Raw genomic sequence first — 16,323 nt, 5'->3', positions numbered from 1 at the left:
GTCGGTGCCGGCCGTGTCCGGGCGGCGGGTCCGGGACGTGTCCCGGGGGGGGCGTCCGGGGTCGCCCGCCGGTACGGCCCGATCCAGCGGGGCTCTCAGAGCCCCAGTTCCTCCAAGGTGTCGAGCAGTTCCACGGCGGTGCTGCGGGAGGGGGCGACGTCGTCGGGGCTCTCCTCGGGGCGTTCGATCCGCAGGACCCGGTCGAGCTTCTCGCGGTCGGCGAGCACCACACCGATCTCCGGTTCGGCGGTGCGCAGGGCGATGTCGAACGCTTCGACGCCCGCGTCCGTCGGCAGGTGTTCCAGTCCGAGCCGCCTGCGGACGAAGCCCCCGGTCTCGGCGTCGACGCGCATGCCGCCGTCCCGCCAGAAGGGCCATACGACGGTGATGCTGGCGCCGGACCGCTCGCCCTGTGCGCGCTGCCGCTCGCGGCCGCGACTGAAGGCGTTGAGGAACCGGCTGGCGAACGCGTAGTCCACCTGGCCGGGGTTGCCAGCGAGTGCGGCCAGGGACGAGAACGTCATGAAGAAGTCGAGTTCGTCGAGGCGGGTCGCCTCGTCGAGGGCCCGTGCGCCGTCGACCTTCGCGGACAGGACGGTGCCGATCTCCCCGGCGCTCTTGTTCAGTATCAGCGCGTCGCGCAGGACTCCGGCGGAGTGGATGACGCCGTGCAGCCGGCCCCAGCGTCCTCGTGTCTCGTCCAGTACGCGGGTGACTTCGGCGGCGTCGCTGACGTCCACGCTCGCGTAGACCACCTCGGATCCCAGGGACCGGATCCGGTCGAGCACTTCCCGGCGGGTGGCGTCCAGTTCGGAACGCCCGAGCAGCAGGAGCCGTACCCGGGACTGCTGTGCCAGGTGCTCGGCGAAGATGAGGCCGAGGCCGCCACCGCCGCCGGTGATCACGTAGGTGCCGCCGTCGCGTACGGCGACCTTGGGCGTCCCGGTGGCGGGCGCCAGCTCACGCAGGCGGCGGGTCCAGCGCCCGGTCCGGTCGTGCCGTACCTCCGCCTCCGCCCCGTCGCCGAAGGCGAGTTCGCCGAGGCAGGCGCGCAGGACGTCCTCGGCAGGGTCGCCGGTGACGCCGACAGTCAGGGCCTGGTAGACGAGGTTCGGGTTCTCGTGGCGGACGGAGCGGGCGAACCCGCCGAACGCCTCCGCCATCGCGTCGGGGTGCTCACCGCTGAACGTCTCGACGCGCAGCAGCCGCAGCGGGCGCGACACGCGGCCGCGCATCAGCGCCTGGGTGAGGCGGAACGCGGAGGTGAGACCGGCCTCGGAGCCCGGCCAGGCGTGAATGACGGTCGTGGGTGTGGTTCCGAGGTCGGCGAGCAGTGTCGCGTAGTCCTCGTCGTGGTCCGGCCGGATCCGGTAGGAGTCGGCCGCACCGCCGTAGGTGTCGCCGGCGAGTACGGTGACGATCCGCGCGCCGTCCCCGGCGTGCTCCCGCGCCAGTTCGGAGAGCCGTCCGTCCGGGTCGAAGACCAGTACGGAGCCGGTGAGCGGGGCGTCGTTCCGCGGCGGTCCGGCCGCCGGCTCCCAGTCCACCCGGTAGTGGACGGTGCGCTGGACGGGCACGGTCTCGACGCGGGTGGGCGTGGCGGTCTCGGCGGCGGGCTCGGGCGTGTCGAGGTCGAGCTGCTCCAGCAGGAACCCGGTGAGGTCGTCGACGCAGGGGTAGTCGAAGGTGACGCTGGTGTACAGCTCGATCCCCAGGAGTTCTTCCAGGGTGTTGCCGAGCCGCACCGACATCACCGAGTCCATGCCCAGGTCGAAGAAGCCGCGCCGGCGGTCCGGCGGGGCGTCCGGGGGGAATTCGAGGAGGCGGCCGAGTTCGGTCTGGAGGTAGGAGGCGAGCGCCGGACTGCGCTCTCCTTCGGGGAGGCTCGCGAGCCGGTTCAGCAGGGTCTCGCCCGCGTCGCCGGGCAGGGCGTCGGCTCCCGTGGCCGCGACGGCCGGGGGCGCGGCCACGGGCGCCTGGGCGGTCGGTCCGGCGTCCGCCATCCAGTACCGGCGGCGGGCGAAGGGGTAGGTCGGCAGGGAGACCCGGCGGGGCGTCAGTCCCCGCAGGTACGCGTCCCAGTCAGGGGCCGCTCCCGCGACCCACGCGGACGCGACCTCGCGCGGTGACGCGCCGTCCGCCAGGGGCGGCGGGGTCGAACGCGGTTCGCAGTGCCCCGTGCTGACCGAGGCCGGGCCGCCGGTCGTCGCAGCGATCTCGTCCAGCCCCTTCAGGATCCCGGCGAGGTCGTCGGCGACGAACGCCGCACGGTGCTCCATCGGTTCACGACCGCTCTGGAGCGTGTGGGCGATGTCGGCCACCCGGATCGAGTCGGCCGGCAGGCCGCGCAGATGGTCGGCCATCCGCGCGGCCAGGTCGCGCAGCGTCTCGGGCTCGCGGGCGGACAGGGGGAAGACGAGGTCACGCGCCGGCGCCGGCGCCGCGGCGACGGCCGGTGCCTCTTCCAGCACCAGGTGTACGTTGACGCCGCCCGCGCCGAAGGAGCTGATGCCCGCGCGGCGGGGGTGAACCAGCTCGCCCCCGGCCGGACTTGAGGTGCGGGGCCGCTCCCAGGGGGTCCGTTCGCGCTGGACCTTGAACGGTGTCCTCTCCAGTTCCAGATTGCTGTTGGTCGAGGCCGAGTGCAGCAGGGAGGGCACCAGTTCGCCGTGCCGCATCTGAAGCGCCACCTTGGTGACCTGGGCGATGCCGGCCGCGGCCTCGGCGTGCCCGATGCCGGACTTGACGGAGCCGATGGCGCAGAACTGGCGGGCGTCGGTGGAGGCGGCGAACGCGTCGGTGAGGCCGCGTATCTCGATGGGGTCACCCAGGCTGGTGCCGGTGCCGTGGGCTTCCACGTAGCTGATCGTCTCCGCGGCGACACCGGCGTCCGCCAGCGCCGCGGTGATCAGCTCGCTCTGGGCGACGGGGTTGGGCACGCTGTAGCCGAAGGTGTGGCCGTCGCTGTTGACCGCGGAGCCCTTGATGACGGCGTACACCTGGTCTCCGTCGGCGAGGGCGCGCTCCAGCGGTTTGAGCAGGACCGCGCCCACGGCCTCGGCGGGTACGTAGCCCGTGCCGCCGTCACCGAACGCCCGGCACCGGCCGTCGTCGGCCAGGAAACCGGCCTCGGCGAGCATCATGTACTTGCTGGGGTGGAGCGAGAGGTTCACACCGCCGGCCAGCGCCGTCTCGCATTCGCCGCGCCTGATGGCGGCGACGGCCAGATGGATGGCGTACAGCGAGGACGAGCAGGCGGTGTCCACGGTCAGGCTGGGGCCGCCCAGGTTGAACAGGTAGGACACCCGGTTGGCGATCGAGAAGGTCTGCGAGCTGATGGGCTGCCACTGACCGTGCTCCAGATCGTTCGCCGCGAACATCTGGTAGTTGTTGAAGGTCACTCCGGCGAAGACGCCGACGGATCCCCGCGCGTCGCCCGCGGTCGGGTCGGCCAGGCTCTTCCTGGTGTGGCCGGCGTCCTCCAGCGTCTCCCACGCGGTCTCCAGGAACAGCCGTTCCTGCGGGTCGAGTGCCCGTGCCTCGCGCGGTGATATCTGGAAGAACTGCGGATCGAACGCGTCGACGTCGTCGAGGAATCCGCCCCAGCGGTACCACTTGTCGCCGTAGCGCTCGCGTGCCAGCTCGGCGTAGCGCCGGTAGCCGGGCCGGTCCATGGGGATCTCGCCGACGCAGTCACGTCCGTCGAGGAGATTCCTCCAGTACTCGGTCAGGGACGCGGCCTTCGGGTAGCGCCCGCTCATGCCGATGATGGCGATGTCACCGCCGCCGGTGCCCCCCGTGGCGGAGACGGGGGCCGCGACGGTGGCTGTCGGCGCGATCGCGACGGCGGGCGCGGGAACGACGGCCGGGGCCGGGGCGGGGACCGGCCCTCGTCCTGCCGTGGGCGGCAGTGTCAGGCCCTCGGCGCGTGCCTTCCCCGCGATGTACCTGGTCAGGTCGGCGAGGTTCTTGTAGACGTAGAACGTCGTGCTGTCGATGGGGCCGTAGTGGGCCACCAGGCGACGCCGGAGCTGCTCGATGACCAGCGAGTTGAGTCCGAGCTCGTCGAAGGCGACACCCGGGTCGACCTCTTCCGGGCGCCACTTCAGGGTCTCGGCGAACACGGCGGCGAGGTGGGCGCCGACCTCTTCGTCCGTCACCGGGGCGGCCGGGCCGGAGGAGGCGGCGGGCACCGGGGCGGGCGTGCCCGCGAAGGAGACGGGCGCGACTGCGGCCGGCGTCACCGGCTGCCGGGGTACGAGGTCCTGCGGCCAGCAGCGGCGCCGTTCGAAGGGGTAGGTCGGCAGCGGGGTCCGGCGGACGGGGCGGTCGCCGCGCAGCTCCCGCCAGTCGAGGTCCGCGCCGGCGGCCCACAGCCGGGCCAGCTTGTCCGTCGCTCCCCGGTCAAGGATGGCCTGGAGATAGGCGGCCCCTTCCTCGTCGCTGAGCAGAACACCGGAGAGCGCCCCCGCGCCGGCCGCGTTGCCCGCGTACCAGGCCGTGCCGGCGTCCTCGCCGCGCAGATGGCGGACCAGCCCGTCGTACAGATCGTCGGCGTCGGCGACCACGAGGGCCAGGCGCTCGTCCATGGCGTCCCTGCCGAGTTGCAGGGTGTCGGCCAGCGCGGACAGGTCGAAGGCCGGTGCCCCGTTCTCGGGTGCGTGCTCGTCCAGCCAGCGCACCATCGCCTCGGCGTACTCCCGCAGTGCGCCGGGGGTACGGGCGGACAGGGGGACCAGATACGGCCCGGCCGCCCGGTCCGCCGCCTCGTCCGGGGCCGGGGCGGCGATGAACTCCTCCAGCACCACATGGGCGTTGGTGCCGCCGAAGCCGAAGGAACTGACGCCGCAGCGGCGTGGCACCGGCGCCCCTTCACCGTCCGTCGTACGCGGCCACTCCTCCGTGCGGTCGACGATCCTGAACGGGCTGTCGTCCATGCGGATGAACGGGTTGAGTTCGCCGAAGTGCCGCAGCGCGGGCAGCCGTTCATGGCGCAGCGCCATCAGCATCTTGACCACGCCCGCGAGGCCCGCCGCCGCTTCCAGGTGGCCGATGGAGGTCTTGACCGAGCCCAGGCCGATGTGCGGCTCGGCGCGCCCGGTGTGGCCCCAGTCCTGGTAGAGCGTGGCGAACGCCTTCTTGAGACCCTCGATCTCGATGGGGTCGCCGAGGCCGGTCCCGGTGCCGTGGGCCTCGATGTAGCCGGCGGTGGCCGGGTCGAGTCCGGACCGCCGCCACGCGGTGGCGATGAGGTCGGCCTGCGCGTCCGGGCTGGGCGCGGTCAGCGAGGCGCTGCGCCCACCGTGGTTGACGGCGCTGCCGCGCACGACGGCGTAGACGTGGTCGCCGTCCGCGACTGCCTTGTCGAGCGACTTCAGTACGACGGCGACGACGCCCTCACCGCGTACGTAACCGTCCGCGGCGCGGTCGAAGGTCTTGCAGCGCCCGTCCGGGGCGAGCATTCCCGCCTGCTGGAAGGAGTCGAAGGGGGTGGGGCTCATGAGGATGCTCGCGCCGCCGGCGACGGCGAGGTCGCACTCGCCCTCGCGCAGGCTCTGCACGGCGCGGTGCAGCGCCACCAGTGAGGAGGAGCAGGCGGTGTCGACGGACTCGCTCGGTCCGCGCAGGTCGAGCTGGTGGGAGATCCGGTTGGGGAGGATCGAGTGCGCGAGTCCGGTGGCCGTGTGCGACTGGGTGCCGGCCGCGCTGTGCGACAGGACCTCCACGTAGTCCATGGAGCCGTGCCCCACGAACAGTCCGGTGCGGGTGCCGGCGAGTTCGGTGGGACGCCGTCCCGCGTCCTCGAACGCCTTCCACACCGTCTGGAGGAAGATCCTCTGGTGAGGGTCCATCAGTTCGGCCTCGCCGGGCGAGATTCCGAAGAACCGGCAGTCGAAGGTGTCGAAGTCCCTGATGAGCGCGGACCGCGCCCCGGGGGCGCGGTCGGGTCCGGCCCAGGCCCGCCAGCGGTCGGCGGCGGTGTCCGACACCAGTTCGGTGCCGTCGACCAAGTGCCGCCAGAACTCGTCGAGGTCCGCGGAGCCGGGCAGGACGGCGCTCACCCCGACGATGGCGACGGCGTCGGCGCCGGATCCGGTACCGGCGGCGGGCGGCGCGCCGTGCGTCGCGGCGGAGGTGCCGTCACGGGGCGCGGGTACGGAGCCGGACCGGGCAGGTCCGCCGGGCTCGGCGGGCGCCGGGGACGTCTCCCCCGCGCCGCCGGCGGCGCTGTCCCGGTAGCGGGCCACGACCGTGTCGCGGTGCTCGGCGAGCAGGTGCGCGGTGAACGCGCCGATGGTGAAGTACTCGAAGAACACCGACGGCGTCAGGTCGACGCCGAACTCCTCGCGGAGCTGGTCGGCGAACTCGATCAGTTTGATGGAGTCGAAGCCGAGTGCGCTGAGTTCGGTCTCCGCGCGCAGCGCTCCCGGGTCGGCCGTCAGCACGCGGGTGACGATGGTCCGCAGATCGGCGAGAAGCAGGGCGGTGAGCTGTTCCTCGGTGTGGCCGGTGCCCTGGGCGCGGTCGCGGGCGGGGCGGCGCAGCCGCAGCGTACGGGTCCGCTCCCCTGCGGTCTCGGCCGGCGCGGCAGGCGCGGTCGGCGTGGTGGTGGGCCGTGCGGTGGTGGGCCGCGCGGGATCGGCGGTCGTGTCCGCCGCCCGGCCCTCGGCCGCGCTCCGCTCCGCCTCGCGGCGCTCGGCCTCGTCCCGCTGGGTGGCCTGCACGAGACCGATGAGGGCGCGCCCCGGTCCGATCTGCCGGATGTCCTCGACGCCCAGGCCGATCAGATGGCGCACGCTGTCGGTCCAGAGCACGGGCCGCGTGAGCTGGCTGACCATCAGGTCGGCGACGTCGGGTCCGTGCGGCCGGGCGGTCACGTTGGAGAGCACGGGCACGGTGGGCGCGGCGAGTTCGACGCCGCCCAGGAACTCGGCGAACTCCGCCTGGACTCCGGCCATATGGGGCGAATGGAAGGCGCCGCCGACCCGCAGGACGGTGTAGAGACCGGCCCCCGCGTCCTCGAACGCCGACCGGGCGGCCTCGATCCGGTCCCGGGGTCCGGCGATCACGATCTGGGCGGGGTTGTTGTAGTTGGCGACGGACAGGGATTCCAGCCCGGGGGCGGCGAGGACCTCGGCCACCCGGTCGGCGTCGAGGCCCACGACGGCGGCCATTCCGCCGTCGTTCACGCGCGACATCAGCTCTCCGCGCTTCTGCACCACCCGCAGTCCGGTGGGAAAGTCGAATACGCCGGCGGCGAGCAGCGCGTTGTACTCGCCGAGGCTGTGTCCGGCCAGGAAGTCAGGGATCTCGCCGGAGGATTGAAGGTGCTCGAAATAACTCAGCGCACTGACGACGTACAACGCCGTCTGCGTGTACTGGGTTTTCTCCAGCTTTCCGTCCGGATTCTCACGGCAAAGCTCTTCGATGGAATATCCCAGGATTTCGTCGGCCTGCACGACCAGCTCGGGAAACGCTTCGAAGAGCTGCGCACCCATACCTCGACGCTGCGAACCCTGACCGGGAAAGACTAGAGCGAGCACAGTATGGGTACCCTTCGAGGTAGCTGAATCGAACAGCACGCGGCGACACTACTGGCCATAGTTTCCGGCCAGCCTCTAGCGTCTTTCTTAAACGCCCCTAAAGCTGACGCCCGGTGTTGTTGAACTCCTTGACTGCGACCTTTCTCTTGCGCAAGGTTGAGGCTTGCCGCATGTCACCCCGAGATAAGCGGCGCCAATACGTGCACGAGCCGCGCGAGGAAACCTCACGCGCCCTGCACCCAGGCAGTATTTCTTTCCTTGTCTCCGGACGGCCGCGTCACCCTGCGGCGCGCGGAGTACGTCACCGGGCAACATCACAGGGATGAATTCATGACATCTGTCGCAGCGATCGAGGACGTCCACGAGGACCGGGCGGAGTACCGGCCCGACGAGCCGGCGGAGCGCGTCGCCCTGACGTCTGCCCCCACCATCGGCGCCGCCCTGCTGGAGCGCGCGGAGCTCTACCCGGACCAGCCGATGTGCTACATCGAGGAGTCCGAGGGCCGGACCGTGCGGCTTACCGCCGCCGAACTCGTCGAGCGTGCGGGCGCGGCGGCGACCACTCTCGCCGAGGCGGGCGTCCGGCCCGGTGACCGGGTGGGCATCTGTCTCGACACCAGCGCGGACGCCTACGCTGCCCTGCACGGCTGCTTCCTGCTCGGCGCCGTCCCCTTCGTGTCGGAGCCCCCGCTGTCCACGATGCGGCGTCAGCGCTGGTCGGACCGGCTGCGGTTGCTGATCAGCAGGGCCGAGCCGCGTGCCGTGATCTCCGCACCGTCCTTCCGCGACGCCGTGGCGGGTCCGTGCCAGGAGGCGGGGGTCGAGATCATCGAGCCGCCCTTCGAGGGCGGTTATGTGCCGACGTCGGTACGGGCGGACGCGGACGACCTGGCCCTGATCCAGTTCACCTCGGGCACCACCGGGAACAGCCGCGGGGTGGCTCTGACGCACCGGGCCATCATGTCCAACGCCGCGTCGATCGGCGACCGGTGCTTCCGCTCGGGCGAACTGATCGTCACCTGGCTGCCGCTCCATCACGACATGGGCCTGATCGGCTGCAACCTCGCGCCGTTCCTCCACGGCCTCCCCGTCGCCTCCATGCCCCCGCTGTCCTTCGCGCTGCGGCCCGAACGGTGGCTGCGGGCGCTCCACCGCTACCGGGGAACCTTCACCTCGGCGCCGAACTTCGCGTACCAGATGTGCGCCACGAAGATCCCCGACGCGAAGCTCGCCGGCCTGGACCTCAGCGCGTGGCGGGTCGCCGGCAACGGCGCGGAGGTCGTCAACGCGGCCACGCTGCGCCGGTTCGCGGATCGGCTGAGCCCCTACGGCTACCGGGCGACGTCCATGATGCCCTGCTACGGCATGGCCGAGACCGTGCTGGCGGCGACCATGTGCGTGCCGGGTGACCCGATGATCACCACGACGGTGCGCCGGGACGTCCTGGCCGACACCGGCAAGGTGGTGGAGGCCGGTCCGGACGACCCCGACCGCCAGGAGCTGGCCTCGTCCGGAACGCCCGTGCTGGGGACGGAGATACGGGTCGTGGACGAGTCCCGTACGGATGTGGCCGACCGGGTGCAGGGCGACATCCTGCTCCGCAGCCCCTCCCTGATGTCCGGTTACTACCAGCAGAAGGACGAGACGGACAAGGTCCTGCGCGACGGCTGGCTGCACACCGGCGACCAGGGATTCCTCGACGACGGCCAGCTCTACGTCACCGGCCGCGTCAAGGACGTCGTGATCATCGGGGGCCGTAACTACCACCCGTACGTCTTCGAGACCGCGGCGAGCAACGCCGCGGGCACCCACCCGGGCGCCGTCGCGGCGGTGGGCTGCCCGGACCCCGCGCTGGGCACGGAGGCGCTGACCATCGTGGTCGAGTCCAAGCACCACGCCGGCGACGACGAAGCCGCCGGCGCCCTGCGTGAGGCGGTCGTGCGGAGCGTCTCCGAGGAGACGGGTCTGCGGCCCGACCGGGTGGAGATCGTGCCCCGCGGATCGCTCCCGAAGACGCCGAGCGGCAAGCTGCAGCGGCTGAAGGTCGTGGAGTCGCTGCTCAACGGCACGCTGGGCCGCAAGTCCTGACGCGGCCCGGCGCACCGTCCCCGGTCAGGCGCTCTCCGTCTCCGGAGTGATCAAGTCGCCGATCATCCGGTCGACATGGGGTCCGAACAGATCCACGACGGCGTCCAGTGACAGGCTCGCCAGCGGCTCGACGCGGACCACGTAGCGCCCGGTCACCAGTCCGACCAGCAGGACCCCGAGCACCGTGGCCCGGAGGTGCGGATCGGGGGCGCGCAGCCGGGTGGCCAGCGGGAGCAGGAACTCCCCGCTGGCCACTTCGCTGAACAGGCGTGACGCCTCGGGGTGTTCCATCGCCGAGCGGAAGACGACCATCATCGGTGACGGCCTGACCGCCGAGGCCTCCCAGCGGACGAGGAAGGCTCGCAGCAGCTTCCGTCCGGGGGCGGCCTCGGTGGCGTCGCCCGGTTCCGGGAGGAACGCGTCGGTGCGCATCGCCTCCCGGATCACCACCGTGAAGATCTTCTCCTTGCTGCCGAAGTGGTGCATCACCAGGGCCGGGTCCACCCCCGCCTGTTCGGCGATGGCACGGACCGTGGTGCCGCGGAAGCCCCGCCGGCCGAAGAGTTCGACGGCAGCCTGGAGGATGAGCTCCCGGCGGGTGGGCGGGACTTCCGGCACCGTGCCCCGGGCGGTCTTCGTCAACTCGCCCGCCCGGCCCGGCGGTCCGGAAGGTAACCGGGGGGCAGCTGCGAGACGGGGACCACCAGCACCGCCGGGCGGAAGGGCCGTACGCGCTCCGCGATCAGCGCGACGATCCAGGCGGCGGCGGCCCACACGGCGAGCGTCAGCAGCGGAGTCATCACGTTGTTGCCGTCGAAGTAGAAGATGCGCCGCAGCGAGGTGATGGCACTGCCCATCGGCATGTACTGGGAGATGGTCGAGTAGAAGGCGGGGAGGAAGTGGTAGTCCACCGGCCCTCCCGAGGAGGAGACGCCGAGCGGCAGCACCACGAGCGCGCCCACGGCCACGCCGAGCACACCGAGCAGGCCCTGGCAGGCGGCGACGACACCGACGGCAGCCAGGGAGAGGAGTACGGCGACACCGAAGAGCTGCGGGAAGCTGCCGTCGAACGCCCCGATAACGGGTCCGGCGAGCAGGGCGCCGACGCCTCCGGCGATCACCGCGTAGCCGAGTCCGGCGAGGAACCGTTTACGGGCCGGCAGGCGCGCGGCCATCAGGCTGAGGACCGCCTGGAAGAGGAGGGCTCCGATCACCAGCGCGATGCTCAGCAGCAGGCCGCTGACGCCCCGTGAGTCGGATTCGGGGAGAGGTGCCACGTCCTCTATCTTCCCGGTGGCGCCGGCCTGGCGGGTCAACTCCTCGTACGCGGCGGTCACGACCCGCGCGGGCGCGTCGCCGGCCGCACCCGCCACCAGGAGCGTGGGCGGCTGCTGGGGAGCGGTGAACAGCAGGGCGCCGTAGATCTCATGGTCCATCAGCGCGTCCCGGACGGCGCCCTCGGAACCGTAGGAGGTGACGTCGAACGCGTCCGGGCTCGCCGCCTGGAGCTGCTGGTCGATCTTGTCACCGGTGCCGGCCGGGCCGACCACACCGATGGGCACGTCGTGCGGCTTCGGGTCCTGGAGCGCCGGGATCATCAGCCCCGCGAAGGCGAGGACGAGGAACAGGCCGATGACCATGGGGCCGAGCAGCATCCGGCGCGTGGCGGCCTGGTCCGGGGCCGGTACCGGCGGGGGCGCGGTGGTGTCGGGAGCGGTTGTGGGGGATGGCACCGTAGGACTCCTCAAGACGAAGAAAACCCCAGTTATGGGATGCATGTGCTCAACAGTTGTTGAGGAGTCTGCCAGTGCGTCACACCGTCGGCAAGCGGCGAACTGGCTTTGCCCGCCGCCGAGTTCGGGCGCGAGGACCGGCCGGGGGGCATCGGCGGGAAGCGGCGCGTCCTCTTAATTCCCGCTTTAGAGTCACGCCCGAGCATGGCACCGCATCGAGTGCCTGAAGGAGAACCGGCGGGCCCGACGAAAGGGCTCAAGACATGGGAATGCTCCCGTTCCTCCGCTGGGCCGCCCAGCAGTTCGCGATCTTCGGGCTGAGTTTCTGCCCGGGCGCGTGGGGCGGCATGGCCGTGCCGACCGCGGACGAGGAACCGGACCGGACCCCGGCCGGGAACGGGCCGGAGGAGAGCCGGACTCCACCGATATGCGGCGGGCCGCCCGCCGGACATCCGGACACGCTGGAGACCCGGCCCGCGTCCCCCGGCGAACGGGAGCTGTGGGCCGGTCTCGGTTACGACGTCTGACCGGGCCGACGGCCTCCCACCGGATCCCGTCGGCCCGTCCTCCCGTCCGTCAGCCGCAGGTCAGCCGGCCGGCGAGGCAGTCGCGCAGGTCCGCGCGGCCGGAGACCTGCAACTTCCGGTAGACGCGGGTGAGGTGCTGCTCGACCGTGCTCACCGTGATGAAGAGCTTCACGGAGATCTCCCGGTTCGTCTCGCCCGCCGCGGCGAGCTTGGCGACACGGAGTTCGGCCTCGCTGAGCTGGACCGCGTCCTGGCTGTCCGCGGGCGGCTCCTCGGGTTCCACCGGAGCGGTTCTCGCACTGTCGGGCAACAGCGTCCGGCCCACACGTTCGGCCCCGCAGCGTACGGCGCCGTGCCATGCCCGTTGGCTCGTGGCAAGCGCCTCGGCCGCGTCCCCGGCTCCCTGGTGGGCCCGGCTCAGATCGGTGAGGGCGAGGAAGTGCTGGTACCGGTCGGCGCCGGACAGCAGATCGGCCGCCTCCTGGAGAATCGCCACCCTGCGATGGCGCCCGACCAGAGGCGCGTACACCCGTAGCGCCATGCCGCGCAGACGCGGCGACTGCGCCCTCGGCTGCTCCAGTTGCTTGCCTATGAGCCGCCGGGCCTCGCGCCGGTCGCCCTGCGCCAGGGCCGCTTCGGCAGCGCCCACCCGCCAGGGGACGAGCGGCGGCAGGTCCAGGTCCCAGCTCTTCATCAGCTCGCCGCACTCCAGGAAATCCTGCTGCGCGGCCGCGTACTGACCGGTGGCGAGGAAATAACGTCCGCGCCCCTCCAGGTAGTTGAGACCGAAAACGGTGAGGAACATGCCGCGGGGCACGACCCAGGAGAGGTACTCCTGGGCCTTCTCCAGGCTCCCCCGGGCGACATGGGCGGCCACCAGCGTTCCCAGCGGGAGCCCCAGCGCCACACCCCAGGCTCGCGGGGCCATGTATCTGAGCGCGGTCGCCGCGTTCCGCTCCGCCGCCTGGAGGTCTCCTCGTCTGCGCACCGTCTCCGCCCGGATCGAGTAGTGGATCCCCCGCGAGCCCATGGAGTCGAACGCCTCCATGTCCCGCATCGTCCGATCGAACCAGCTCTCCGCGAGCACCAGTTCGTCCGCGTAGAGCAGGGCCTGGAGCGCGGAGGTCGACGAGTCGCTGTCGGCCGGTTCCGCCGTGAGTATGTCCTCCACCATCGCCGCGACCTCACCGTGGTCGCTGTCCGACAACGCCTTTCGCAGGGCGGCGACAGGGCGGGGAAGTTCATGTCCGGCCGATTCCGCGAGCGCCGGAAGAAGTGAACAATTCGCCTCCCGAACACGCTTCTGGAGTCTCGGATGACCGATGCGCGCCCACTCCAGGAAGGCGTACAGCTGCTTCTGGACTTCGGCCCCTTCACCCCGGCCCGCTATGTCGAGCACCATTTCGGCGGCCTCGTCGACATGGCCGTGCCAGAGGAACAGCTTGAGCACGGCGATCACTCGCAGATCAGGGATGTGCCCCGTCTGCTGAAGCTGGAAGCACTCCGGCAAGTACTTGATCAGCCGGGCCGGATTGAGCTTCCACTGGACCTGGAGCAGATCCGTGATGAGCAGACCCTTGTCCGCCTCACTCATCTGTCCCTGCAGAGCCAGGTCCAGACATTTCGAAGCGAACGACCAGTCGTTCTGACTCACCGCCTCCACGGCGGATTCACGCAGAACATCGACCGTCCATGGCTCCGTGACAGCTCTGGAGGCAACCAGTTGCCTGGCAACAACTTGCCGGCTGTGCCCTTCCGCTTCCAGTACTCTCGCCACTTCGTACCTGAGCACTTGGATCTGCGTGAATTCCGGGTCGGAAAGCACCGCTTCGGCGACTCCGGGATGGCGGAACTGACCTTCGTTCAGCAATCCCGCCTCTTCGAGCGCCATGACGCGCCCGGCGACGTGGTCGACGTCGGTCTTCAGGACGAGTGCCAGCAGTTCCACCGACGCCGCGACGCCGAGGAGCGCGATACCCCGGGCCACCGCCATGGTCTCGGCACCGCCGCGGTGCAGCGAGGTGAAGACGGCCAGCGCCGAGACCTGGCCGGCCTCCAGCTCGCCGACGGCCTCCGCCGCCGCGGGCTCCCCGTCCGCGCGGCGCAGGATCGACGTCGACCCCTGCTCCTCGATGAGCGCGCGCAGCACGAGCGGGTTCCCGCCGCTGTACCGGTAGTAGTCGTCCACCGTCCGCTCCGCCACGTCCGGGCCGAAGGCCCGGGTCACGACCTCCGCCACGCCCGCGGGCGACAGCGGGGAGAGTCGTTTGCGCCAGCAGTGCGGCGCGCGCAGAAGCTCGGCGTGAATGAGCGGAATGAGGAGCTGGGACCCCTCGGCCACCACCAGCACGAGCATGATGCGGGACGTACGCGACAGCCGGATGAGATGGAGAATCGCGTCGAGGGACTCGGGATCACTGTGCTGAAGATCGTCCACCACGATGAGCAGCGGAATCGTCTTCGAGCAGCGGGCGATCTCGTGCGCGACGCGGGACGGAGTACGGTCCACTCCGCGACGGGTGAGCGGGAGTTGGTCGTCCGCCCAGTAATTCGTCGACTGAAGACTTTCCGTCAACTGCTCCAGCAGATCGGCAGTCCGGTTCTTACCGGAGGCGGACGCCTGTCCGCGAAGCACGAGAAGCTGGCTTTCCTTCTCGGCGCTGCGGGCCAGCGAGTGCGCCAATTCCGTCTTGCCCACTGCCACGGGCCCCGTGATCAGTACGACACTTCCGTCACCCGCTCGGGCATCCTGTAACAATTCCTGAAGTTCGGAAAGCACACGTGCTCGTTCGGCGAGTATCACGCCTATCCCCCTGTTCCCCCGAACACTTCTGAACCTGCGGCATCAGGACGCGCTCACGCCAACTCTGGTCAGAAGCTGCCGAAAGAGCGAATCCCGCGCGGGAAACACGCTCCACCAGCGACAACCACTTAGTCAAATGAACCGACCTCAAAGGTCCACAGCCGGTCTCAATTGCCTCGCCGTCGGCAACTTGGAGTCAAAAGCGATAAATCGATTACCGAGTAGGGCAGCATGCCACGTACCCGCCTCCCTCACCACCGGCCAGTGGCTACCATAACCACTGGACTCACTCTCATCCAAGACCCCTTTGCGGAGCACGAGCCTCCCGTTCCGCACACCTCCTCACGACGCCACCGGCGCCGGTATCGGAACTTCCGCCCATTCCGGTCCGTTCCCGATGCAATTGATTGGCACCGCCTTCGCACCAAGCCGTGACACACACGTCACATCACACCAGAAATCACCCACTCCGGGCGCCCCCGAACCGGGCACCGCTCGCCCTCGACTCCATTGTCGACGCCCGGCCTCGGCTTCCGGTTACGCGCGGATGAACGTCACCGACGGGCGGGACGGTCCACCCCCGGTTCCCCCCGGCCGCGGCGCACACGTCACCCCCTGAACGGCGCGTGATGCTCCGCTTATCGGCCTGATATCGGCCTATGTCTGACGCCCCCTCGGCTTTTGAAAGAGAGCCGCCCACAGGAAGGATTCACCGAAAGCGGCGGACTCGGGCGGTTCGTCGCGCATACGGCGCAGTTCGATCTCCGTCAGATCGGCGAAGATCCCGCGCAGGGAGTCCGGCGTGTAGGCGAGACCGCCGTGCAGTGCGGACCGCCGGTAGAAGTCGGCGTCGGGGAGTTCGGACCCCATCGCGCCGGACGCGAAGCAGGTGAGGGCGAGGTGTCCGCCCGGCGCGAGGGCGCGTTCGACCAGGGCGAGATAGCTGACGCGGCGGTGGGGCGGCAAGTGGTGGAAGCAGCCCGAGTCATGGATGAGGTCGTACGGTCCCTCCGGCAGCGGCCCTTCGGGATCGAAGGCGTCGCCGCGGTGGAACCGTACGGCGGCCCCGGCCTCGCGAGCACGCTCCCCGGCCCATGCGACGGCGGCCGGGGAGAGGTCGATCGCGTCCACCTCGAAGCCCGCGGCGGCCAGGTGGACGGCGTTGCGTCCCGGCCCGCAGCCCAGGTCGAGCGCCCGGCCCCGCGGAGCGACCAGGCCCCGGTCGAGGTACGAGACCAGGTTCTCGTCCGGCTTCCCGACGAAGAACGGCACCTCCCGCGAGCGGTCGGCGTAGAAGGTGTCCCACCAGTCGGAGGCGCCGCTCGTCCACCGGTCCGCCTCCGGCGCGAACAGGCCGTCCAGCAGCTTCAGCACATCGTCGACGGTGCGTATGTTCCGGTCCATCAGATCCCCTCCCCGGTCCGACGACAGTACGGTCCGGCGCCACGAAGGACCAGGTCGGACGGGGTGGGGCGAACGGCGTGGCGGGCGCTCGACGGGCCGGTACACCGCGGACGGCCCCCTCCCCCCGAGGCGTACGTCCACGCCCGGTACGGCCCCCGCCGAGGGCGCCACGGCGGCCTTCCCGCCGGGCTCGACGGGCTCCATTTCTCAGGTCCGCCGACACA

7 protein-coding genes are annotated in these 16,323 nt (G+C 70.8%); 2 read left to right on the top strand and 5 right to left on the bottom strand.

Translation table 11 applies throughout. The features are described 5' to 3' along the window. Positions 1–95: 95 nt before the first annotated feature. Positions 96–7,544, bottom strand: a complete 7,449-nt coding sequence (fabD, locus tag GXP76_RS05115) for an ACP S-malonyltransferase (RefSeq protein ID WP_308354098.1) — start codon at positions 7,542–7,544, stop codon at positions 96–98. A gap of 330 nt (positions 7,545–7,874) precedes the next feature. Between fabD and GXP76_RS05110 the strand changes: the two genes are divergently transcribed. Beyond that, complete coding sequence (locus GXP76_RS05110) at positions 7,875–9,632, top strand: fatty acyl-AMP ligase (RefSeq protein ID WP_242570208.1); 1,758 nt, start codon at positions 7,875–7,877, stop codon at positions 9,630–9,632. Between the two features lie 24 nt (positions 9,633–9,656). Here GXP76_RS05110 and GXP76_RS05105 read toward each other — a convergent pair whose 3' ends face one another. Continuing rightward, a complete protein-coding gene (locus tag GXP76_RS05105) occupies positions 9,657–10,274 on the bottom strand; it encodes a TetR/AcrR family transcriptional regulator (protein WP_242570207.1) in 618 nt (205 codons plus the stop codon). Further along, complete coding sequence (locus GXP76_RS05100) at positions 10,271–11,365, bottom strand: hypothetical protein (protein WP_242570206.1); 1,095 nt, start codon at positions 11,363–11,365, stop codon at positions 10,271–10,273. The genes GXP76_RS05105 and GXP76_RS05100 overlap by 4 nt, the downstream gene beginning before the upstream one ends. Before the next feature lie 263 nt (positions 11,366–11,628). Between GXP76_RS05100 and GXP76_RS05095 the strand changes: the two genes are divergently transcribed. Then, positions 11,629–11,892 (top strand): DUF6059 family protein, encoded by a 264-nt coding sequence (locus GXP76_RS05095; protein WP_242570205.1) that lies wholly within the window; start codon positions 11,629–11,631, stop codon positions 11,890–11,892. Between the two features lie 49 nt (positions 11,893–11,941). On the opposite strand, the gene GXP76_RS35810 is transcribed toward GXP76_RS05095, so the two are convergent. Then, positions 11,942–14,671 (bottom strand): LuxR family transcriptional regulator, encoded by a 2,730-nt coding sequence (locus GXP76_RS35810; protein WP_242570204.1) that lies wholly within the window; start codon positions 14,669–14,671, stop codon positions 11,942–11,944. Positions 14,672–15,352: 681 nt separating this feature from the next. Beyond that, positions 15,353–16,099 carry a class I SAM-dependent methyltransferase gene (locus GXP76_RS05085; RefSeq protein WP_242570203.1) on the bottom strand — a complete coding sequence of 249 codons (747 nt, stop codon included), beginning with the start codon at positions 16,097–16,099 and terminating at the stop codon, positions 15,353–15,355. Between the last annotated feature and the right edge of the window lie 224 nt (positions 16,100–16,323).

This window comes from Streptomyces sp. NP-1717 (assembly GCF_022695985.1).
Lineage (GTDB): Bacteria > Actinomycetota > Actinomycetes > Streptomycetales > Streptomycetaceae > Streptomyces.
The sequence above is the reverse complement of the archived record's forward strand: the minus strand, read 5'-3'. Positions and strand labels throughout refer to the sequence as shown.